Raw genomic sequence first — 23,010 nt, forward strand, 5'->3', positions numbered from 1 at the left:
AATGTAATGAGTCAACAAATTGTACGTTTAATTGTAACGAGTGATACGCATGGTCATTGGTTGAACCGACCAGAGAATCCAAATGCTTCCTTGTTCAATACAGCAACATGTATTCAAAATTTAAAAGAAAAAGAGTCAGATGTGACGTTGACAATTGATTTAGGGGATTTTATCCAAGGGTCTTCATTCGCTACTTATTTAAGTCAAGAACGTAAAGAAGGCAATGTGATTGCAAGAGCGATGAATGCGATTGGCTTTGATTACCAGTTGATTGGGAATCATGAATTTAACTTTGGACAAGATTACCGTGATGAAATTATTCAAGCCTTGGACGCGAAGTTATTAGTCAGCAATATTATTGACGAAAAAACGAACAAGCCATTCCTTGGCGAACCTTACGATATTATTGAGAAAAATGGAATTAAAATCGGGATTGTTGGTGTCACAACATCTTATATTCCAAACTGGGAATTGCCAGCTCATTATGAAGGGCTACGCTTCGATGATGCGTTTGAAACAGCGAAGTACTATGTTGACGTTGTACGTGACCAAGTGGATCTCGTTATTCTAGCTTATCATGGTGGATTTGAACGTGACCTTGTCAGCAATGATCCTTTAGAAGAATTAACAAAAGAAAATCAAGGTTCAGAGATGCTAGCAGGAATTGAAGGTGTAGACGTCTTACTAACCGGACACCAGCACCGTGAACTAAATCAACAAGTGGACCAAACCTATGTGATTCAACCAGGTTCAGTCGGTGAGATAGTCGCTGAAGTGGAGATCACATTAGATGACGACAAACAAGTCTCATTCATGAACGGGACACTCCATAATACGGATCACTGTAAGGCTGACGATACATTAAGAGAAGTGATGCAACCAGAGATTACTGAAGGGAACACTTGGTTGAATACAGTACTCGGAGTGGCACCTTTAAATCAAGTGGCGAATAATCCATTGGAAGCACGTATTAAAGGCCATCCATTTATTGAATTTTTAAATCAAATTCAATTTGATGAAACGGGTGCAGATTTTAGTTCGGTTGCTTTAGTCAATGATGCGTTCGTGAATTTCCATGGTGAGATTACGAATGAAGTGTTACTAAAGAGCTATCCCTTCTATAATTTAATCGCAAAAGTAAATGTGATGGGTAAAGATTTATATGAAGTGATGGAGTTTAACTTAGAATATCTTATTGTTAATAATCAGAATCAAATTGATGTGAACCCAGAGTATATCCAACCAAAACCAAAACATTATAACTTTGATGTCTACAGTGGAATGACAACAACGGTTGATATCACTCAACCTGTAGGCCGACGCGTTAAAAGTATTATCAATGACCAAACTGGGGAATTGATTGACGAGCAAGCAACTTATAGTGTGGCCTTATCTCAATATAGAGCTGTAGGTGGGGGAGACTTTAAGTGGTACGGCAAAGAAAAAATTGAGTCCATCTCAACAATTGACATTGCTACAATAATGAAAGAGGCACTGAAAGATTACTCAGAAGATAGATGGAATCAAATTAATTCAGACTATCAACATGTCACTTGGCAGCCCGAATTAAAACTAGCTGACATGAGTAACGCATTAGAATAATTAGAATACAATTATTTTTTATTGAATTTACATAAAATTTACAGTAGCTTGGTATACTGAAATAACTTGATAAGAATGAGGTGTAAGTGTGCAAGTAAGATTTGAAGATGTAACGCTTAAATTTGGTGACAAAACGGTATTAGATAAGATTAATTTCACATTACCTAGTAGTGAGCTAATATCATTTTTAGGCCCAAGTGGTAGTGGGAAGTCAACAACGTTGTATTTAATTTCTGGTTTATTAGACGCTACTGAAGGAAAGATTTATTTCGATGATGTAGATGTAACGAATTTAGACCCTGTAAAACGTGGTGTCGGTTTAGTTTTCCAAAACTATGCGCTTTATCCACATCTAACTGTATTAGAAAATATTATGTTTCCATTAAAGATGGCAAAAATGAATAAAAAAGAACGCCGCCGCATCGCAACAGAAATGGCTGAATTGACTAAGATCGGGGATCAATTAGATAAATATCCGCGTCAATTATCTGGTGGACAACAGCAACGTGTAGCTATTAGTCGTGCTTTAGCAAAATCACCATCGATTTTATTGATGGATGAGCCGTTAAGCAACTTGGACGCACGTTTACGAATTGAGATGCGTGAAGAAATTCGCCGTATCCAAAAAGAGACAGGTGTAACGACTGTATTTGTAACGCATGATCAAGAAGAAGCGTTAAGTATTGCCGATCACGTTATGGTATTAGACGATGGTGAAATCCAACAAATGACAGACCCTGTTACTTTATACGAAGATCCTAAAAATATATTTATTGCTAAATTCATAGGTTCACCAATTATAAATGTATTTGGAAAAGAATCTAGTAGTATCAACAAGAATCACAGATACTATAAAAAAGATTGGTTCCAATTTGGAATCCGCCCAGAGCATTTAGTAGTAGGTGACGAAGAGAATCACTTGCTAAGTTCAACTGTTGAGCGCATTGAACGCGTCGGTAAAGATATCACTATACATCTAATTAATGGATTGGAAAAATTCATTGTCTCTGATGTAGATGTTGAAGGAATGAGTGTAGGAGATACACTGTACTTTGATGCGGATGAAGCCCATGCCCTATATTTTGATATAGAAGGGAATCGCCTGGAAGGCAGGGATATTGAATGAATAAGAAAGCAACAGGAAAAAGTACATTAGTTTCATTACTTTATTTAGCACCTGCGTTGATTTTTATTGGAATTTTTACAATTTATCCTATATTTAAATCCATTGATATGAGTTTCTATACAGACTTTAATATTTTCACGGGTGAAATTAAAGCGCGTGGAATGGAAAATTATCAAGAGTTGTTAACTGATCCTGAATTCTTCGAAGCATTAAAGAATACAGCAATCTATGTTATTGGTGTGGTGCCAGCATCGATTATTATCTCGATGTTTATTGCCGTATTATTGAATTCGGTACCTAAATTCCAAGGGTTCTTCCGATCAGTCTATTTCTTACCATTTGTTACGAGTACGGTTGCTATATCCGTTGTTTGGAGTTGGTTATACCATTCTAGGTATGGGCTGATTAACTATATTCTAGGAATTTTTGGCGTAGATGCTATCAATTGGTTAGGAGATCCAGATAATGCGATGTTGTCTGTGATAATTATGGCCATTTGGAAAGGCTTAGGTTTTAACATTCTACTTCTGCTAGTTGGTTTAAATAATATAAGTGATAATTATTATAAAGCAGCAAAAGTAGATGGCGCCGGAGTGTGGGCAAGATTTACTAATATTACAATTCCACTCTTAAGACCAACATTATTCTTATTATCTGTTGTTGGAACAATCAATTCATTCAAAGTATTTGATGAAGTATTTGCGCTATTCAATGGGCGCCCTGGACCTGCTGGTTCAGCGACAACAGTTGTTTATTACTTATTTAGAAAATTCTACGAACAATTCAACTATGGTGTCGCAGCCGCGTCAGGTATTGTCTTATTCCTGATTGTTTTAGGTATTACAATCATTCAATACCTTGGTAATCGATACTTTGAGAAGCGAGGTGGGTAATCGTGAAGAAATTCTTACAATTATTTTCAATCTATTTAGTGCTTTTTATAGGCGGTCTTTTAATGGTGTTACCATTCTTTTGGATGGTTTCAACAAGTTTGAAGTCCGCTGGAGAAGCCATTGCGATGCCACCATCTTGGTTGCCTAGCAATTGGCTATTCTCAAACTATGAAGAAGCGCTTGCTGCAGCACCTTTTGCCCGTTACTTTTTAAACAGTGTGATCGTAACTGTCGCATCCACTGCGGGTGAATTATTTACTAGCATACTGGCAGCCTTTGCCTTTGCTAAACTTAAATTTTGGGGTAAAGATTTAATATTTTTAATATTGCTAGCTACTATGATGGTTCCAGGTGAGTTGATGACCATCCCAAACTTTGTTACTTTGGCTAATTGGGATTTAGTTAATACATACTGGGCATTAATTATCCCTTGGTTGGCGAGTGTATTCTCGATCTTTACTCTGAAGCAATCGTTTGAATCTATACCGGATGCATTGTATTATTCTGCTAAAATAGATGGAAGTAGTGATTGGCGTTTCCTTTGGGAAATGATGGTTCCACTCTCTCAATCATCTGTCGTTGCAGTGATTATTCTGAAGGTTATCGGAAGCTGGAACTCATTCATGTGGCCACTGATTGTGACGAATGATACGAATCTCCGTACGTTACCTGTCGGACTTCAAGCATTCACAACGGAAGCTGGAACTAAATTTGAGTTACTAATGGCTGCTTCAACGATTGTTATTGTCCCTATGGTTATCATCTATCTATTGTTGCAACGTTACATTATTCAAGGTATCTCGAACTCTGGACTAAAAGGTTAGTCGATAAGTATACATCCTCAGGAGGGAATTATTTAATGAAGAAATTTAAATTAGCGATTGCTGCTTTAGCGGCATCAATGTCAGTTAATGTGTTTTCACCATTAACAGCACAAGCACAAGAAGAGCCAGTAGAAATCTCGTTCTGGCATGCAATGAATGGTCCACACCAAGACATGATTACTGAATTAGTTGAAGGATTCAATGGTTCACAAGACCAATACGTTGTTGTTGAACAAAACCAAGGCGACTACAGTAGTTTACAACAAAGTATTATGGCATCTGGTGTTTCAGGTGACTTACCAACAATGTCTCAATTAACAAACTCTAATACCCCTGATTTTCGTGAGCAAGGGTTATTAACTTCATTAGACGCTTACTTAACAGATGAAAATGGCTGGACTGATGAATTAAAAGATGGAATCTTTGAAGGTTTCATGACGGGTGTGACTTATGATGATGGTATCTATGCGATCCCATTCTCAAAATCAGTTCGTTTAATGTTTGTTAACCAAGACTTATTAGACGAAGTTGAAGCGGAAATTCCAACAACTTGGGCAGAAGTCCAAGCGTTAGGTGAAGCAATGGATGAAGCTGGACTTGAAGAAGAAGCCATGGGATTAGAAAACTCTATCTCTATGGAAGTTGAAACAATGGCCCGTCAAAACGGTGCTACTTGGGTTGCTGATGATTTATCAGAAGTAGAAATCGCTTCTGAAACAGCGATTGAACCTGTTCAATTTGTTAAAGACTTAATTGATAACGGACACGCTCGCCAAGCTGGTGAAGATGGATTCATGTCTGGACCATTCTCACAAGGTGCAAGTGCTTTATACATCGGTTCTTCAGCAGGATTACCACACGTATTACCTGGAATTGAAGAGAACGGAATTAACCTGACTACAGCTGAGCTTCCAGTATTCAACGATGGTGAAAAGTTAACTTTATTCGCTGGTAATGATTTAGGTGTGTTTGAATCAGCTTCAGAAGAAGAGCGCGCGGGTGCAGCAGCATTCTTAGCTTACTTATTAGAAGGCGAAAATACTGCTAAATGGGCAATTGGAACAGGTTACTTACCAATCACTCAAGCAGGACTAGATTCTGACTTATGGCAAGATTACTTAGCTGAAAACCCACTTGTAGAAGCGGCTTCAACAGAGTTAGACTACGGTCAATCTCAAGTTCCTTATGTAGGATCTTCAGAAGTATTTAGCGAAATCGAATTAGCTATCGAAAACATCATGATTAATGATGCGGATATCCAAGCAGAGATGCAAGGGATTGAAGACTTAGTAAAAGGTCATATCGGCGTAGAGTAATCTACTAACCGCAACAATAGAATAGATAACAAATGCACCTACTTTTTTAAAGTGGGTGTTTTTTTATTCAACGTATATGCATCAGATGAATTTTAAGATAAGTGGTTTCACCATATGTGCATTTTTTCAATATTGAAAAAAGATATGGCTATATTTATGTTTATTTCTGCTATAATAAGTCAATAAATCGTATGATGACTTAACAAGGAGAAAATTATGAAAAAAGAAAAAATATTTTACGGTTGGTGGATAGTGATTGCGATATTAACAAACGTCGCGTTATTAGGACCAGCTGCAGTTGCACTTGCGAACCTTTTCCAAACAGCAGTAACAACAGAGTTCGGAATTACTAATAGTGCCTTTGCGATTAATAATATGATTGTTTTAGGAATCGGGATATTCATATCGCCGATCGTGTCAAAATACTTAGCAGGACCTCACTTCAAAAAAACGTATTTAATGGGTATAGCTTCATATATTATTGGATTAGTAGGATATAGTATTTCACAGAATATTTACATGTTTTATTTCTTCTCATTGTTTATAGGTATTGGCTTTATTACGTCTACAATGATTCCTGCGAGTCTTTTAATTAACAATTGGTTTGTTGAAAAAAGAGGATTAGCATTAAGTATTGCACTTTCAGGTCTAGGTGTAGGTGGGTTTGTTTTAAGTCCAGTTATTACAATTTTAATTACGAATATTCAATGGCGAATGACTTACTTAATCTATGCCATTACGATTGCTGTAGTGGTTATACCTATTACAATTTTTCTATTAAAGTTCAAACCAGAAGACATAGGCTTACAAGCTTTAGGAGCAGAAGAGGCTAATTCAAAAACTAACTCTGGTGAAAATGTAAATGATGGCAAAGTATCATTATCTGTTAAAGATTCAAAGACAAAACTCTTCTTTATCGCCTTAATTGGTGGATCATTAATTATCGGACTCGTTAATAATGGTGGATTAGGACAGTTCCCACCCTCAATTACAATCCAACATGGTCCGGTATTTTCATCAATTATTGTATCATTGTATTCAATTGTTGGTATTGCAGGTAAACTAATTTTAGGGCAAGTGACAGATAAATATGGTGTTCGAGTGAGTGTCATTTACACAACAATTGGTATTGCGATAGCATATTCATTGATGATGTTCTCAGATGTACAATTAAACGTATATCTAATGGCAATCTTCTTTGGAATTTCAAACGCGAATGCAACAGTTCTGGCACCATTACTTACGAACTCTATATTCCCGGCAAAAGAGTACTCAGGTGCATTTGGGTTTGTTCAATCGGGTCAACAATTAGGTATGGCCATTGGGTCACTAGCAGTAGCAGGAATTGCTGATGCTAGTGGAGGTTATACAGCTTCATGGCTTGTTATGGCAATCCTTGGGTTAGCAGGAGGCTTATCGTGGTTAGTAGCCATCTCTAATTCTAAAAAGTATGTTAAATAATTAATAAAAACTTCGAAACTCGATTAAGTGAGTTTCGAAGTTTTTTTGTATATATTTGTATGTACAAAAAAACCTCCGAAGCTCTTGATAGAGCTTTAGAGGCATAAAATTAAAATGAAGCCATGACAATAAAGTTCAGGATGAATAATCCCATTGAAATCCATAGAATCGGGTGAACATCTTTCGCTTCGCCTTTAACAATCTTAACGAGCCCATAAGTAATGAATCCTGCTGCAATCCCGTTAGAGATTGAGTAAGCAAGTCCCATAAACACTGAAGTAAAGAAGGCTGGAACGGCTACTGAGAAATCAGACCATTCGATATCAGCAAAGCTTGAAACCATTAAGATACCAACAATTATTAATGCTGGAGCTGTTGCAGCAGCTGGAACAATACTAATAACAGGCGCTAGGAATGCAGCAAGGATGAAACAAATAGCAGTCGCAACTGAAGTTAATCCAGTACGTCCACCCGCTCCAATACCAGCAGCTGACTCAACGAACGTCGTTGTGTTTGATGTACCAAAGATAGCACCAAAGACTGTACCTACTGAATCGGCGAATAATGCACGGTCCATCTTAGATGTAATACCTGTTGAATCTTCTAATTCTTTAATATCTTTATCTGTGAAGATTCCAGTACGACGGCCAGTACCAATGAATGTACCAATTGTGTCGAACACATCCGCTAAACTAAATGCAAAAATCGTCATAATAACAACAGGCAGTTTAGTAATATCTGAGAATAGGGATGGTAGCCCGGCTGATGTAAAGATAACTAAAAAGGTTTCTTTAAATTCAACGAAAGCAGCGCCTAATGTATTTTGAGAAAAATCAATTGTTGATAAATCAACTAAACCAAAGACCATTGATAATAAAGTCGTTGCAATAATACCAATTAGAATCGCGCCTTGTACATTCAAGATCATTAAAGCGATTGTAATGAATAGACCAAAGACAACAATTAGGACAGTTGGTTGAGTTAAATCAACTAACTCAGGTAAAATACCTCCACTTGTTACAACGGATTCAACGACACCGTTGATTTCTGATCCGCCAGGTTGTCCGTTTACCGAAACGATGTTTGTCACATCAGAAGTAAATTGTAATAGACCTGCGTTTTTTATACCTAAGTAACCAATAAATACACCGATACCAGCAGAAATAGCATGCTGTAAAAACTCTGGAATCGCTAGAATTAACATTTTTCGTACTTTTGTAACGGTAATTAAAACGTTAATCAATCCACAGATAAATACCATTGATAAAGCTTCTTGCCAAGTAAAACCTAAGGCAAAGACAACTGTATAGGTAAAGAAAGCATTTAAGCCCATACCTGGCGCAAGTGCGTAAGGGACATTTGCGAATAGTCCAATAAATAATGTCGAGATAGCTGATGCAAATAATGTCGCTAGAAACACTGCCTGAGATGGCATTCCAGATAATGCTAAAATACTAGGGTTAACAAACACAATGTAAGACATTGCTAAGAAAGTTGTAATACCTGCCACAATTTCTGTTGAAAAAGTTGTGTTATGTTCTTCCAACTTAAAAAAACGATTTAAAGCGTTCATTTTCTTCCTCCTAAAATATGTATATTACGCAAGTTAGTATATCAACTGCGTCAAGATATTCATAGACTGAAACAAACGTTTAGTGGTTATTAATACTTCAATGTTCGTGTTTTTTAATTTGTATGGATATGCGACTGAGAATTGAGTACAATAGTAGTCTGCCTATTATTCAACGAATAATAACTCAATGTATAGGTGAGTCATTATATACTGATTCACAACTATGATATAATATTTTATATAAAGGAAGAAGGTGACTTGGCATGACAAAAGATAATGCCTTTGTAATTGGAGATATACATGGCATGTACCATTCGTTAGAGGTCATGTTATCTCATTGGCGCCGAGAAGATGAGCAATTAATATTGATTGGTGATTATATTGATCGAGGTCCTAATTCAGATTCTGTGCTTAAGACGGTAAGAGAGTTACAAAGTGAGCACGGTGCAATTCTTATAAGAGGGAATCATGAGCAGTTATTCCTAAATTACTTACTTAACCCAAAAAAAGATTGGAAACTATACAAACAAAACGGCGGAGCGACAACTATTTCTCAGCTATTGAAACTCAACGTAGAGGAAGTTGAAGAAGGAGATCCTGAGGAAGTGGCTCAAAGCCTGCTTTCTCAAGAGCCATGGCTTGTCAGTTGGCTAGAAAGTTTAGTGTATTACACAACTTTTGGGAATCATATTATTGTTCACGCAGGTGTTGATTTTAGCAAATCAGATTGGCGTTTTACATCTTTACATGATTTCTTATGGATCCGTGAGGGCTTCCATTTTGAAAAAAATACGACAGGCCGTAATATCATCTTTGGACATACGCCTGTGCAAACATTACACGATACAGTCGAACCCTGGAAGCGCGATGGTAAATGGGGGATAGACGGTGGGAATGTCTATGGTGGAAGTTTGATTGGATTACGAATAGATAAAGAAAATGTCAATGACGTCATAGTACTTAGATAGGAGATATTGAATGGCAACAGTTATCGAAGCAACAGATTTAATTAAACAAATTAGTCAAGAAACAAAAATTAAACCAAATCAAGTTCAATCTGTATTGAATTTACTTAACGAGGGGAATACGATTCCGTTTATTGCTCGTTACCGTAAAGAGGTTACAGGATCATTGGATGAGGTGCAAATTCATGATATCGAGCAGAAATATACTTACGCTAAACAACTTGGTGAGCGTAAAGAAGAAGTCGTTCGATTAATCGCTGAACAAGAGAAGTTAACTGATGAGATCCAACGCAATGTTATGAAATCAACGACTCTACAACAAGTAGAAGATTTATACCGTCCTTTTAAACAACAGCGTCGTACTAAAGCGATGACTGCCAAAGAGAATGGGCTAGAGCCATTGGCGAAGTGGTTATTATCAACTCAAGCAACTGACTTAACACCAGAAGCAGAAGCTGAAAATTATATTAATGAAGAAGTCAAAACGGCTAAAGACGCCCTTTTAGGTGCGCATGAAATTCTAGCTCAAGACGTGTCCGATAACGCACAATACCGTGAATTTATCCGTAAATATACACGCTATAATGCGAAAATCGTAACATCTTTAAAAGACGAAACAATTGACGAAAACAAAGTATATCAACAATATTATGAATATAATGAGCCTTTAACATCATTGATGTCTCATCGTACTTTAGCGATTAACCGTGCGGAAAAAGAAGGCGTAATAAGCGTTAAGATTCAAACAGATGCAGAACCAGTCATTAATTATATGTCGAAACGCTTCATTCCAGAAGGACTGAATGACAGTAAGAAAGAGCTTGTTCAATTAGCAGTTGAAGATGCGTATAAACGTTTCATCGGACCTTCGATTGAACGTGAGATGCGTAATGAAGCAAGTGAAGTTGCTGGACAACAAGCGATTAAAGTCTTTGGTGAAAACTTACGTAATCTATTGTTACAACCACCTTTAAAAGGTCGTGTAGTAATGGGATTTGACCCAGCATACCGTACGGGTTGCAAGTTAGCGATTATCAATGAAACGGGTCGTGTACTTGACAAAGGTGTCATCTATCCTCACAAACCCGCTTCAGCTCAAAAGCGTCAAGCAGCAGCAGGGGAACTATTAGACTTTATTCGCAAATACGATATCGATATTATCGCGATTGGTAATGGTACCGCAAGTCGTGAATCAGAGCAATTTGTCTCTGACATCATCAGCGAAAATAACTTGAAGACGCAATTTATCGTTATTAATGAAGCAGGGGCATCTGTATATAGTGCAAGCGCAATTGCACGTCAAGAGTTCCCGGACTTCGCAGTGGAAGAACGGAGTGCTGTATCCATTGCACGTCGACTTCAAGATCCAATCGCTGAATTAATTAAGATAGATCCAAAATCAATGGGTGTGGGGCAATATCAACATGACGTGAGTCAGAAAGAGTTAACTCAACAATTAGACTTTGTTGTTAATATTACCGTCAACCAAGTTGGTGTGGACATTAACACAGCAAGTATCCAATTACTTGAACATGTATCTGGTCTAACAGCAGCAACTGCCAAGAACGTGATTGCTTTACGTGATGAGCTAGGTCATTTCTCTAGTCGTGAACAGATTAAAGATGTGAAACGATTAGGGCCTAAGACTTATGAACAAGCCGTTGGTTTCATTCGTATATTAGGTGGCGAAAATCCATTAGACCAAACTAGTATTCACCCGGAAAGTTATAAGATTGCTTTAGATATATTAGACCAAGCTGGCGTGAATGTGAATGATGTTGGAAGTGATGAAGCAATTGAAACACTGAAGACATTGAAAGCAAGCGACTTGGCGAGTCAGTACGACTTAGGAGTTGAGTCTATCTCAGACATCCTTGACGGTTTAATGCACCCAACAGCAGATGTTCGTGATGGTCAAGACGCGCCCGTACTACGCGCTGATGTATTATCGATGGAAGACTTGAGCGAAGGAATGCAACTACAAGGTGTCGTGCGTAACGTTGTCGACTTTGGAGCTTTCGTTGATATTGGTGTTAAACAAGACGGATTGATTCATATCTCAAAACTATCGAAAAAATTCATCAAACATCCTTCAGATGCTGTATCAGTAGGAGATATAGTAGAGGTTGAAGTAATTTCAATCGAACGAGACAAAGGTCGAATTGGATTGAAACGACTGTTTGATAAGTAATACGAAGAAACAGCACTAGAGATCCTAGTGCTGTTTTTATTTGTGGTAATTTTAATAATGGTGGTAGGGATAATTGTAGAATTAAATTGGTCTTGCCTCTCATATGAAAACTCATATGCTTGTTAAGGGCCTCTTGCCTCTCATATGAAAACCCATACGCTTGTTATCGGCATCTCGCGACTTATCGATACCTCATTTGGCGTGAATTTAACTAGCATACCCCAAATCTGCGCGTGCATGATTAGGCAATTAAATCAAAAAAAGACTCAATCTTGTTAGGATTGAGCCTGTATTAATTATGATGCGATCGATGGGATTTGAACCCACACATCCATAAGGACACTAGCCCCTCAAGCTAGCGCGTCTGCCATTCCGCCACGATCGCAAATTCGAATGAATCGAACAAAGATTATAATAGCATATGTTGAGAGAGTTTTCAATCATATGAAAGTGTGGTAATCTCAAAGTTATTCAACCATTCTTAAGGAGTGGTTGTTTTTTTGTTAGAGGCAATTAATTGTTATACAGTTCCTATCTGTTATAATTTATTCATAAACAACACATTCAGAAAGGATGAATCAAATGCAAAACTCACTATTATATCCAATTAATAATGTAACGCGTCGAAAGGAAAGTTTAGACGGTTTATGGCAATTTAAATTTGATCCGGAAGATGAAGGGGAGATTCAGGGGTGGAAAGACGGCTTAAAAGAAAGCATCGATATGCCTGTCCCATCAAGTTTCAATGATTTTTTTACAGATAAAAAGTCACGCGATTACACAGGAACTTTTTGGTATGAGACAGAATTCTATGCTAAAGCTGAAGAAGACTCTGACATGATCCTTCGATTTGGTAGTGCGACTCATCATGCAGAAGTCTACGTTAACGGAGTGAATGTTGGGGAACATCGTGGTGGCTTCCTTCCATTTGAATTAAATATTAATGGAGCAGTGAAGCTGAACGCCAAAAATATATTAGTTGTTAAGATGAATAATATTCTCTCTCGCACATCTTTACCAGCAGGAATTACGGATACATTAGCGAGTGGGCGAATGATTACAAAGCCGTTTTTTGATTTCTTTAACTATGCTGGGATTCAAAGAAGCGTTCATTTAATGACTGTGCCAAAGAATCGGATTTTAGACTTTGATTTGACTTATAAGTTGAGTGACAATCAAGCAGAGGTTAACTATAAAGTAAAGACGGTTAATGATGCGAATGAGACAATACGCCTTGAATTATATGATGAAGATAAGCAATTGGTGGCAGAAGCATCAGGTAGTCAAGGTGCTTTAACGGTTGATAATCCAACTCTGTGGAAAGTATTAGACAGCTATTTATACCGACTTGTGATTCGAATTCAAGAAGGCGACTCAATCATAGATGAATATGAGCAAGAAATTGGAATTAGAACAGTTGAGATTGACGGAATTAATATCTTAATAAACGGTCAACCAGTCTATCTGAAAGGATACGGTAAGCATGAAGATGCAGATATTATTGGACGTGGATTTAGTTACGCTATGAATAAACGCGATTTCGAGTTAATGAAATGGTCTGGTGCAAACTCATTCAGAACAGCTCACTATCCTTATGCTGAAGAAGTCTATCAGATGGCTGACCGCGAAGGCTTCTTAGTAATCGATGAAGTTGCTGCGGTAGGATTCTTAGAAAGTATTGTAAACTTTTTAGCTGCATCGCAAGGGACTGATGTCGATTTCTTTGAGTCGCATCCTAACTTAGATGAACTACAGCGTCATCATATTGAAGATATTCATGATTTAATCTTACGAGATAAAAATCATCCAAGTGTGATTGCATGGAGTTTATTGAACGAGCCAAGTACAACGACTGATACTGCTAATGAGTATTTCGGTCCATTATTTGCAGCTGCGCATGAATATGACCCAGAACAACGTCCACGTACTTTTGCCTTAGTGATGTTCTCAACACCAGATACTTGCAAATGCTATCACCATGCGGATTTCATTAGTATGAACCGTTACTATGGTTGGTATGTTAAAGGCGGTTCTGAGTTTGAAGATGCTGAAGTGTTATTCCGTCAAGAAATGGATGCCTGGGTAGAATTAGATTTAAACAAGCCATTTGTCTTTACTGAATACGGTACAGATAATTATATTGGTGAGTCAAAACTTCCATCTGTTATGTGGGCAGAGCAATATGAAGACGAGTATCTAGATATGTATCACCGAGTTTTTGATGATTACGATATGATTCAAGGTGAACAAATTTGGAACTTTGCTGATTTTCAAACAGTTGAAGGGCTGATGCGAGTAAATGGTAACAAAAAAGGAATCTTTACTCGCCAACGTCAACCAAAACGTGTTGCATATAAATTGAAAGAACGCTGGGAAAGAATTTAAGTAGTTTTAACCTAACGGCATCCTATCTATTTGGATGCCGTTATTTGAATTTATGAATTTTATGTTATAAATCTGTGTAGAATATTCACTAAGATTGAAATGTAAGCGTTTTAGTTATATGATTAGTATGTAGAGAAGAACAAGGATTTATAATTGAAAGGGGTGGGAAAGATGAGAAAAGCAAAATTATTAATGGTTCCACTAGCAATGTTGACACTTGCTGGTGCAATGAACACAAGTATTGGAACCGTTATGGCACAGGCAGACGAAGATTACAGCACAGGAACCGTTATTACTCATACGGTGAGACCAGGTGAATATCTAAATAAGATTGCGAACGACTACGGTGTGACGGCTAATGAATTAAGACTATGGAACCACTTAACAAGTGACCTCTTACAAATTGGTCAACAGTTGAAGATTATACCTTATACTGAAACACCACCTCCATCAGGAACAGTTCATACAGTCAAAGCTGGGGATACATTATGGCGAATCGCTAGTATTTACGGTGTAACAGTGAATCAATTGAAACAGTGGAACAATTTAACTTCTGATTTCCTATACATCGGAATGCAACTTCACGTAACAGTTCAAGATACGACACCACCACCATCTAACGGTATAACATATACAGTAAGATCTGGTGATACACTATGGAGTATCGCGAATCGTTATGGCGTTTCAGTGAATCAATTGAAAGATTGGAACAATTTGACAAGTGACTTCTTATCAATTGGCATGCAATTAAACATTAGAGGTGGAGATAACCCGCCACCATCACAAGGAACAGTTCACCATGTTCAACCAGGTGATACATTATGGAATATCGCTTACCGATATGGTCGATCAGTAAATCAATTAAAGGCATGGAACAATTTAACATCTGATTACATCTATATCGGCACATACTTAAGAGTCTCACAACCATAATAAAATTCTAACAGCGTCAAATACATGTGTATTTGACGTTTTTTTATTCAATTATTCCCATACCCTAAACATGAAACCAGCACCGACAATTTGTCAGTGCTGGTTTCAAACAACTAAATAAACGTCCGCTTTTTAATCTCACGCCAGATAACTGAACCTTTCGTCACTAGCATAATAATCAACATAATTAATCCAAGTCCAAAGGAGATCAGTGAAGGAAGATTATATTGAATCCAACCTAATAATAGAAACACAATAGGGATTAAACTCAATATTTCTGCCGCAACCCAATATAGAACATAATCACCCGGCTTCATACGGGTTAACCTTGAGGTAATTGACATACTAATTAAGGTAGAACTACAAATAATTGGGACCGCATAAGTCAAAGACCAGCCCGACCAGCCAATAGTGTAGTCTAAGTAAATACACATCAAAGATAAGATAACCAACAGATAAAGCAAACTTTTAGCTATATTGCGACGCTTACGAAGTAAAGTTAAAACGGCTAGCCACATCGTAATGATGCCAAAAATGGCACCTTGAAACCACTGAATCCGACCTTGATAAAGCAATCCAAGACCTAAAATAACAGCAACCACGACAAAAGACAGTATGATTAGAAACTGAGTAATATACTTACGATTGAATTGAAGGGGAACATCTGGCATTGAACTTGATGTAATTGGTATATCTGTATCAAGAGGCGTATCGCAAAGTGGACATTTGTCCCAATCGCCTTTAACTTGAACGTGACACTCTGGACATTTACGCATCATGATGACCTCCTAATTCTTCCTTAGTGACTTTATTAACAGTCATAGTCACGGGAATACCTTGGTCATTCAAGTGTCTAACATAATGGCGATAGATGTCCATCTCAATAAAAGGAGACGTAAACGACATCGTGAGTATATCATTATGACTAATAGCACAAAATTGAGGGCGCACCGCAATAGTATGAAAGTATACTTGATGAATCATCGGATCAACCAAATCAGGAAAACTAACTAACCCGAGATTGGATATCGCGAACGTGAGTTTTCGATTATTTAAGAAATTAACAAATTTTAAACCTAAATCTTTGATGGGTCGTAAAATAATTCGACTGATAGGGTGATACTCATAATGAATCAGCTGGCTTAGCCAACCTTCAAGTCTATCCTTTTCTAATTGGGGATCGAGTTGAGCCTTTAATTCTTCACAAATCGCTTCTAAAGAATTATCCCCATTCTCTTTGTAAGTATATTCTAACCGTGTCACCGCAAAGAAATTACGCGCGGACGTTGAAGGAAAGAATTGGCGTAAATTAACGGGTACGGATACAGCCATTGTCTCATTCCCTTGAAAATCCGTAGCCGCTTTACGAATAGATTCCATAAAGACAGCTGTAAGGTAAATAGTCAAAGAGACGTTCATTGATTTAGACTTCTTTAAAATGTCTTTAACTGGCATATCTAATTCGATAATTCGAGGGCGATAATCTGACGTATACGTTCCTTTATATCGGTAGACCTTGCTACTAGGTTTTATATCTCGTTCAACGGCTGGAAACAAGAAGTTCTTAGCTTTCGCACCAACCATTGTGACCCCACGTAGAGCAGATTGAGCGGCTTTCGAGAAGTTAAGTTGGTCTTTCCGTCTAAAGTGCCGTTCAAAACTGTCTTCGCTCGATTGGTCATGTATATAAGTTGAGACATCTACATCCTCATCCTTTAATTCAGGATGCTTCAAACTAATATATTCAGTTAATAAGTCTTGAAAGAACCACATTGCGCCTGTTCCATCGGATAATACATGGAATACTTCCAGGCTAACCCGCTTCTTCCAATACATTACACGAAACAATAAATTCCTGCGATCGAAGAAATATAAAGGACGACACGGCGTATTAGTATCCGCCTCAACTTTAGGCTTTAAGTCACTTTCTTCTAAGTAATACCAGAAGAAGCCACGACGCAACACACTGTGATAAAGTAAATTCTCTTCAAATACTTTATTTAAGGCTTGTTGCAATAAGTCAGGATCGACTGTATCTGTTACTTCAGCACTAATTCTGAATACTTTGCTGTCGCGGTTAGACATCGCCGCTAGAAATATATTGGAAGCATTGTCTAAGCGAACCCATTTTTTTCGTTGATTAACGTTCTGATTCTCCACGTATGTCACTTCCTCTCAAGCGATTCTCTAGATAATCTTTGATTAATAAGTACGTTGTATCAATAATATCTTCATTCAATGGAGCGAAAAGAAAGTTGTGCACAGTATCTTTAGCCCGCATAATATCTACCTTGTTGCCTGCTTCAAGTAGCATATACCCATAGACTTCACCTTCATCACGTAAAGGATCAAACTCAGAAGATATAATTAATGTGTCAGGTTGATTTGAGAAATCCTCGGCCATTAACGGGGCGATGTATTTGGCTTGTCTCTCATCTATATTGGGTTCATACATCTCCATATATTCCTGCATCTTCTTAGCAGTCAGCCCGTAGTCATATCCATTCTCCTCAACACTATCAAAAGGTGATTCATCATCATGACGCCAATACGTGACAGGGTTAATCAATATTTGTTTATAAGGTAATGGCTTGCCTTCGTTGCGTAGGCGCAAAGAAACAGCAGCAGCTAGATTACCACCGGCTGAATTCCCAACGATAATAATATTTCGGGCACCCTTAATACCAGTTAAATCAGGGCGTGATAATAATAGCTGAGCTACATGATAACAATCATCAAACCCAGCAGGGTAGGGATGCTCAGGTGCTTTTAAGTAATCAACCGATAACACAATGCGCCCCGTCTCATCTGCCATCCGGCGACAGTCCTTAGTATACGTATCAATATTACCTAAGACCCATCCACCGCCGTGGAAAAACAATAACAAATCATTGCTCGTTTGTTTCTTAGGACGGAAGATTCGAATTGGGATCTCATGCGACTGGTCTGCGGAATAGATCTTACGGTCTAAGTAATGGAATCGTGTCTTAGAAGGCGAGACAAATACTTTCTGTAGTTGACGCACAAATATGTAAGAATCCTGCATATTAATAGAAGGAGACGATAATAATTTTAAGGCAAAGCGTTTAAGTGTATTCATAATAATTCCTCATACTATATAGTTTTCTTAAGTGTGTCGTATATCGAGGAAAGTGTCAAGTTGTAAGTGAGAAAGAAAAGAGAGATAGAACGTATTAAAAATATGAATTAAATAGACGGAGATAGCCTGAAAGTTTTATTCGTAATATAGAATAGCTTAAGTTGGTAGGATGAGTTCGCTGATTCTATCAATATTTTTTGAAAATTACTGATTGATAATATAATATGGACAAAAATTAAAAATTTGTAATCAGCAATGTTAATATTATTTGCATCGTTACACTACATTGGTGTAGACCTCATAAAACATATAAAAACTGAAGGCAAACAACTGAACAACACTACTTAGAGGTTTATGAAACTTAAAAGAGATAAGTGGCATCTTTATTAGTAGATTAAAAAATGAGATGTTAGTTTTTAAACTTTGTTGTGTATTGATTATGCAAAAATAAAATTGAATGAGGCATGGCTTAGTGATGTGTTTTCGATAACATTGAAAACTAGTCATATTCAACCCGTCTCACTTCTATCTCCAACTTTATGCTGTTAGTATAATAGTACAAAGGAGGAGTAAATTATGGTAAGAAAAGTAATTGAAAATCAAAACGAGAAGGCAATCGAGACGTTGGCACGTATTTCTGTGAAGGACGACTTAGCAGAGTTCAAAAGTGCATTCAAAGAGAAGTATCAAAGTGACTGGGATACAATTATAGAGACTTTGAGAAGTGAAGAGCATGAAGATGGCTTAACAGCTTCAGAACACTTCTTAGAAGAATTGTTCAAAGAGAACCGTCGACAAATTGATGGATAGTAATTGAATGAAAAAACTCCACATTGAATTGGGAGTTTTTTTCATATTTTTTTATAACTAGATAATACATAATTTATAAATTATGTGTTATCTAGCTTCTTCATATTATCCAGAACAGGACTATCTTTTAACTCCAAGCCTACATGGGTATGCCCCCAACAATGCTTATTTTCAGTACGTTCTATATTACCATTTGAATGGATTACGCGACTACGTAGTAATACGGATAGGGGACAGAGTTGAAATTCATCCGACTTAATTGGCACAGTGCCAATGTCACAATACACGTTTAAATCATAGTTGACTAATATATATTTTTTGATTATTTCTTCCCATAATGGTAGTTCAATTTTAATTTTTTGGTCGTGGATTTCAGACCAACCTTTCTTAATTTCAATAGGATCCAAGATACCTCCGGTATATTCTGTTCTGATTAAGCTTTGTGTTTCAGGGCAATCATCTTCGTATTCTCCTAAATGATAAAGGACATCACCTTTCCATTCATCTTTCAATAGAAGAAGTATTACGAATAAGGACCTGTCACCGACTTGACAATGTTCTAAGAATTTTAAACCTGATCCATAAGTCAAAGGGTTTATTTCAAGTTTCTTTGTTACATTCACAAAAGTAAAATATTCAGCCATCTTACACACTCCTTTTTTGTTATATATATATACATACGTAAAAAAGGGTGGTTTCCATTATTAAGTTTTCATAAAGTTTAATACTCAAAAAAAGACAAGCTCATTTGAGCTTGTCTTGATAAGGAATTCTTTATTTTATGTCTAAACTATTATTGGTTTGCTACGTCTACAACGGCTTGTAAGTAACCAGAAGTGTCAGCTAAAGTTGAACCAGATACAACATCAGCAACATTTCCTTCTTCTCCAAGACCTTGTAATTCAGCAACAGCTTCGTCTAATTCAGCCGTTGTTTTACCTGCGGCGAATTGTGCGATGGCTTGTAAGTTATCAGCGTAAGCTACTGTTGAACCAGCGATATCAGTCATCATTTGTGAGTAAGCGTCTGAGTTCTCTAATTTAGAAACTAAAGTTACGCCTTCAGCAATCCCTTCACCAAATGCAGCATCAGCGTTTGGAACGCCAGTCCATTGGTCACCTTCAACGAATTGGAATTCGTCAATTGAAGCAGCAACAACTGTATCTCCATCAACAACCGCTGTTACGATAGCGAATGATTGGTCACCGTGAGGTGCAGCCACAGCTTGTTTTAATTCTAAGTTTGCTGCATCTGCTTCAACACCAGTAAATTCAATTCCTTCATTAGCCGCATCGACAATCGCTTGTAAGTAACCAGCAGAGTCACCTAAAGTGGCACCAGACACAACGTCAGATACATTACCATCTTCACCTAAGTCGTTTAAAGCAGTAATGCCTTCTTCAACTTCTGCAGCTGTTTTTCCTTTTGCGAATTCTTCAATGGCATCTAAGTTATCTGCATAAGTAACAGTTGAACCAGCCATATCAGCCATCATAGCAGAATAGCCTTCGCTATCAGCGCGTTTACTAATTAAAGTAAGCCCTTCTCCGTAACTTTCACCGAATACAGCGTCTGAGTTTGGTACACCAGTCCATTGGTCACCTTCTACAAATTGGAACTCGTCGATTTGAGCATCAACAATAACATCACCTTGCATAACAACAGCAACCGATGCGAATGATTGGTCACCGTGAGGTGCTAAGTAAGCAACTTTTACAGTCGTCGTTTCTTGAGCTTGGACAGCCACTGTCTCCGCAAAAGGCACAACATTATTCACTGGTGAACTAAAGGCTAAAGCAATCGAACTTGCTGACAGCAACACTAATGGTAGTAATAATTTCTTCTTCATAATAATCCCCCTTGTTTCTTTGTGTATATATTACCATGACTTGTGATTCATTGCACGTGCTATTTCGTATTTTTAATAAAATATTTTTATGAGTAGTTATTTTATGATGAAACTCTCATTAGGTTTATTGAGATGTATTTGATAAAATAAAGGGGACTAAGAAATTGGAGGAATTATACGCATGGCAAATAAAGTAACTTATCAAAAAAATCAAGAGTTTACAGGACGTGTAGAAGATATTACGTCTCAAGGACAAGGGGTCGTTAAAGTAGACCACTACCCATTCTTTATTGAAGGGGCGATTACAGATGAAGTTGTTAAATTCAAAGCAATGAAAGTCGGAAAGACTTATGGCTTCGGACGTCTAATCGAAATCATTGAAGAAAGTCCAGAACGTGTTGAGATGAAAGATCCAATCGGACGCCAAATTGGAACAATGACATTACAACATATGAGCTACGATGCACAATTAACTTATAAAGAACAATTAGTAAAGTCAGCATTTGAGCGTATCGGACATTTTGAAAACTTAGATATTCGTCCTGTATTAGGCATGGAAAACCCATGGGAATATCGTAACAAAGCACAAATCCCAGTACGTGAAGTCAAAGGGCAATTAGAGACAGGTTTCTTCAGAAGAAACACGCACGATTTAGTGCCAGTTGAGAACTTCTTTATTCAACATAAAGAAATTGATGAAGCGATTATTATTGTTAGAGATATTTTAAGACGCTACCACGTACCAGCATACAACGAAAAAGCACATACAGGTATCGTTCGTCACGTAATTGTTAAACGCGGGCACTATAGTGGACAAGTTATGGTGACTTTAGTAACAAATAAACGTAAGATGCCAAACGAAGATATTATCGTTCATGCGATTGCCAATGAAGTACCTAACGTTGCGAGCATTGTACAAAACGTTCAAACTAAACGTACGAATGTAATCCTTGGCCGTCAAAGTTTAGTATTATGGGGTCAACCTTATATCGAAGACACAATGTTAGATCTGACGTTCAGAATTTCAGCAAATTCATTCTATCAAGTGAATACGCCACAAGCTGAAGTACTATACAAAACAGCGATTGAAGCTGCTGGTTTAACAGGATCAGAAACAGTTCTTGATGCTTATTCTGGTATCGGTACAATCAGCTTGTCTCTTGCTAAACATGCAAACCAAGTTTACGGTATGGATATTGTGGAAGAATCGGTTGATATGGCGAAGCAAAATGCTAAATTAAATGGCATTACAAATGCATCGTTTGAAGTCGGAAGTGCAGAAGAATGGCTACCAAAATGGAACGAAGAAGGCATTAAATTCGACGTCGTTGTAGTCGATCCTCCTCGTAAAGGATTAGACCAAGTATTCATCGACGCGTTGATTGAACAACAACCAGAAAAAATTGTTTACGTAAGCTGTAACCCAGCAACGCAAGCAAGAGATGCACGCTTACTCGCTGACGCTGGTTATGAGATTCAATATGTACAACCGGTTGACTTATTCGGTCAAACAACACATGTTGAGGCAGTGGCTTTACTTGTGAAGGAGCAATAGCGACAGAAGAAGTAATTAGCACCGCCCATGCACGGAATCTCCAAGAAAGTAAGCGAAGCGCAACTTGATTGGCCAGATTCGGCTGTTGAGGCAGTGGCTTTACTTGTGAAGGTGTAATTTAATAATTGATTGGATATAAGCCCGCGCAAGCGGGTTTTTTTATTGGATTGAGTTATCTAGACATTTTAAGTAAATAGTGTGAGTTTACTAGGATAAGACTAGGGTTAAATTGAGCTCTGACCAACTTAATTCATTCAAACATACTCAATAGTCCCTCGCTAATATTGCGAAGGTCCGTTGGTCATTCAATAGCCCCTCGCCAGGATAGCGAAGGTCCGTTGGTCATTCAATAGTCCCTCGCCAATATAGCGAAGGCCCGTTGATCACTCAATAGTCCCTCGCCAGGATAGCGAAGGGCTGTTGATCA

General features: G+C 37.6%; 18 protein-coding genes and 1 tRNA gene. 12 read left to right on the forward strand and 7 right to left on the reverse strand.

Features of this window, described 5'->3' with window-relative positions:
- Positions 1-6: 6 nt before the first annotated feature.
- The 6 genes from HYQ40_09775 (at position 7) to HYQ40_09800 (ending at position 7,222) form a co-directional block, all read left to right on the forward strand.
- The gene (locus HYQ40_09775; GenBank protein ID MBZ6528053.1) at positions 7-1,602 is read left to right on the forward strand and encodes a 5'-nucleotidase C-terminal domain-containing protein; all 1,596 of its coding nucleotides are present in this window, start codon (positions 7-9) and stop codon (positions 1,600-1,602) included.
- A gap of 88 nt (positions 1,603-1,690) precedes the next feature.
- Positions 1,691-2,728 (forward strand): ABC transporter ATP-binding protein, encoded by a 1,038-nt coding sequence (locus HYQ40_09780; GenBank protein MBZ6528054.1) that lies wholly within the window; start codon positions 1,691-1,693, stop codon positions 2,726-2,728.
- Complete coding sequence (locus tag HYQ40_09785; GenBank protein MBZ6528055.1) at positions 2,725-3,621, forward strand: sugar ABC transporter permease; 897 nt, start codon at positions 2,725-2,727, stop codon at positions 3,619-3,621. Before HYQ40_09780 ends, HYQ40_09785 begins: the two co-directional genes overlap by 4 nt.
- Positions 3,622-3,683: 62 nt before the next feature.
- Positions 3,684-4,445, forward strand: a complete 762-nt coding sequence (locus HYQ40_09790) for a carbohydrate ABC transporter permease (GenBank protein ID MBZ6528056.1) — start codon at positions 3,684-3,686, stop codon at positions 4,443-4,445.
- Positions 4,446-4,480: 35 nt separating this feature from the next.
- Positions 4,481-5,761: an ABC transporter substrate-binding protein gene (locus tag HYQ40_09795; GenBank protein MBZ6528057.1), complete on the forward strand. Its 1,281-nt coding sequence runs from the start codon at positions 4,481-4,483 to the stop codon at positions 5,759-5,761.
- 216 nt (positions 5,762-5,977) lie between these two features.
- A complete protein-coding gene (locus HYQ40_09800) occupies positions 5,978-7,222 on the forward strand; it encodes an MFS transporter (GenBank protein ID MBZ6528058.1) in 1,245 nt (414 codons plus the stop codon).
- Between the two features lie 109 nt (positions 7,223-7,331).
- On the opposite strand, the gene HYQ40_09805 is transcribed toward HYQ40_09800, so the two are convergent.
- Positions 7,332-8,795, reverse strand: a complete 1,464-nt coding sequence (locus HYQ40_09805; GenBank protein MBZ6528059.1) for an NCS2 family permease — start codon at positions 8,793-8,795, stop codon at positions 7,332-7,334.
- A 263-nt stretch (positions 8,796-9,058) separates the two neighbouring features.
- On the opposite strand from HYQ40_09805, the gene HYQ40_09810 reads away from it, so the two are divergent.
- Together HYQ40_09810 and HYQ40_09815 are read left to right on the forward strand one after the other, a co-directional pair.
- Complete coding sequence (locus HYQ40_09810) at positions 9,059-9,763, forward strand: serine/threonine protein phosphatase (GenBank protein ID MBZ6528060.1); 705 nt, start codon at positions 9,059-9,061, stop codon at positions 9,761-9,763.
- Positions 9,764-9,773: 10 nt separating this feature from the next.
- On the forward strand, positions 9,774-11,951 hold the full coding sequence (locus HYQ40_09815; protein ID MBZ6528061.1) for an RNA-binding transcriptional accessory protein: 2,178 nt from the start codon (positions 9,774-9,776) through the stop codon (positions 11,949-11,951).
- A gap of 302 nt (positions 11,952-12,253) precedes the next feature.
- Here HYQ40_09815 and HYQ40_09820 read toward each other — a convergent pair.
- A tRNA-Leu gene (locus HYQ40_09820) sits at positions 12,254-12,336 on the reverse strand.
- A 197-nt stretch (positions 12,337-12,533) separates the two neighbouring features.
- Between HYQ40_09820 and uidA the strand changes: the two genes are divergently transcribed.
- Together uidA and HYQ40_09830 are read left to right on the forward strand one after the other, a co-directional pair.
- Entirely contained in the window at positions 12,534-14,336 is a 1,803-nt protein-coding gene (uidA, locus tag HYQ40_09825) for a beta-glucuronidase (GenBank protein ID MBZ6528062.1), read from the forward strand.
- Between the two features lie 171 nt (positions 14,337-14,507).
- Entirely contained in the window at positions 14,508-15,269 is a 762-nt protein-coding gene (locus HYQ40_09830; GenBank protein ID MBZ6528063.1) for a LysM peptidoglycan-binding domain-containing protein, read from the forward strand.
- Positions 15,270-15,382: 113 nt separating this feature from the next.
- Here HYQ40_09830 and HYQ40_09835 read toward each other — a convergent pair whose 3' ends face one another.
- From HYQ40_09835 to HYQ40_09845, 3 genes are read right to left on the reverse strand one after another with little or no spacing between them, the layout of a single operon-like run.
- Positions 15,383-16,048: a hypothetical protein gene (locus tag HYQ40_09835; protein ID MBZ6528064.1), complete on the reverse strand. Its 666-nt coding sequence runs from the start codon at positions 16,046-16,048 to the stop codon at positions 15,383-15,385.
- On the reverse strand, positions 16,038-17,354 hold the full coding sequence (locus HYQ40_09840) for an alcohol acetyltransferase (GenBank protein ID MBZ6528065.1): 1,317 nt from the start codon (positions 17,352-17,354) through the stop codon (positions 16,038-16,040). Before HYQ40_09840 ends, HYQ40_09835 begins: the two co-directional genes overlap by 11 nt.
- 55 nt (positions 17,355-17,409) lie before the next feature.
- Positions 17,410-18,369: an alpha/beta hydrolase gene (locus tag HYQ40_09845; protein ID MBZ6528066.1), complete on the reverse strand. Its 960-nt coding sequence runs from the start codon at positions 18,367-18,369 to the stop codon at positions 17,410-17,412.
- Between the two features lie 576 nt (positions 18,370-18,945).
- Here HYQ40_09845 and HYQ40_09850 point away from each other — a divergent pair.
- Entirely contained in the window at positions 18,946-19,179 is a 234-nt protein-coding gene (locus HYQ40_09850) for a hypothetical protein (protein ID MBZ6528067.1), read from the forward strand.
- An 80-nt stretch (positions 19,180-19,259) separates the two neighbouring features.
- Here HYQ40_09850 and HYQ40_09855 read toward each other — a convergent pair whose 3' ends face one another.
- Both HYQ40_09855 and HYQ40_09860 read right to left on the reverse strand, forming a co-directional pair.
- Positions 19,260-19,823, reverse strand: a complete 564-nt coding sequence (locus HYQ40_09855; GenBank protein ID MBZ6528068.1) for a hypothetical protein — start codon at positions 19,821-19,823, stop codon at positions 19,260-19,262.
- 149 nt (positions 19,824-19,972) lie between these two features.
- Positions 19,973-21,028 carry a peptidoglycan-binding protein gene (locus tag HYQ40_09860; GenBank protein MBZ6528069.1) on the reverse strand — a complete coding sequence of 352 codons (1,056 nt, stop codon included), beginning with the start codon at positions 21,026-21,028 and terminating at the stop codon, positions 19,973-19,975.
- A 181-nt stretch (positions 21,029-21,209) separates the two neighbouring features.
- On the opposite strand from HYQ40_09860, the gene rlmD reads away from it, so the two are divergent.
- On the forward strand, positions 21,210-22,583 hold the full coding sequence (rlmD, locus tag HYQ40_09865) for a 23S rRNA (uracil(1939)-C(5))-methyltransferase RlmD (protein MBZ6528070.1): 1,374 nt from the start codon (positions 21,210-21,212) through the stop codon (positions 22,581-22,583).
- Positions 22,584-23,010 lie beyond the last annotated feature (427 nt).

The organism is Aerococcaceae bacterium DSM 111021 (assembly GCA_020112395.1).
Taxonomy (GTDB): Bacteria; Bacillota; Bacilli; order Lactobacillales; family Aerococcaceae; genus Ruoffia.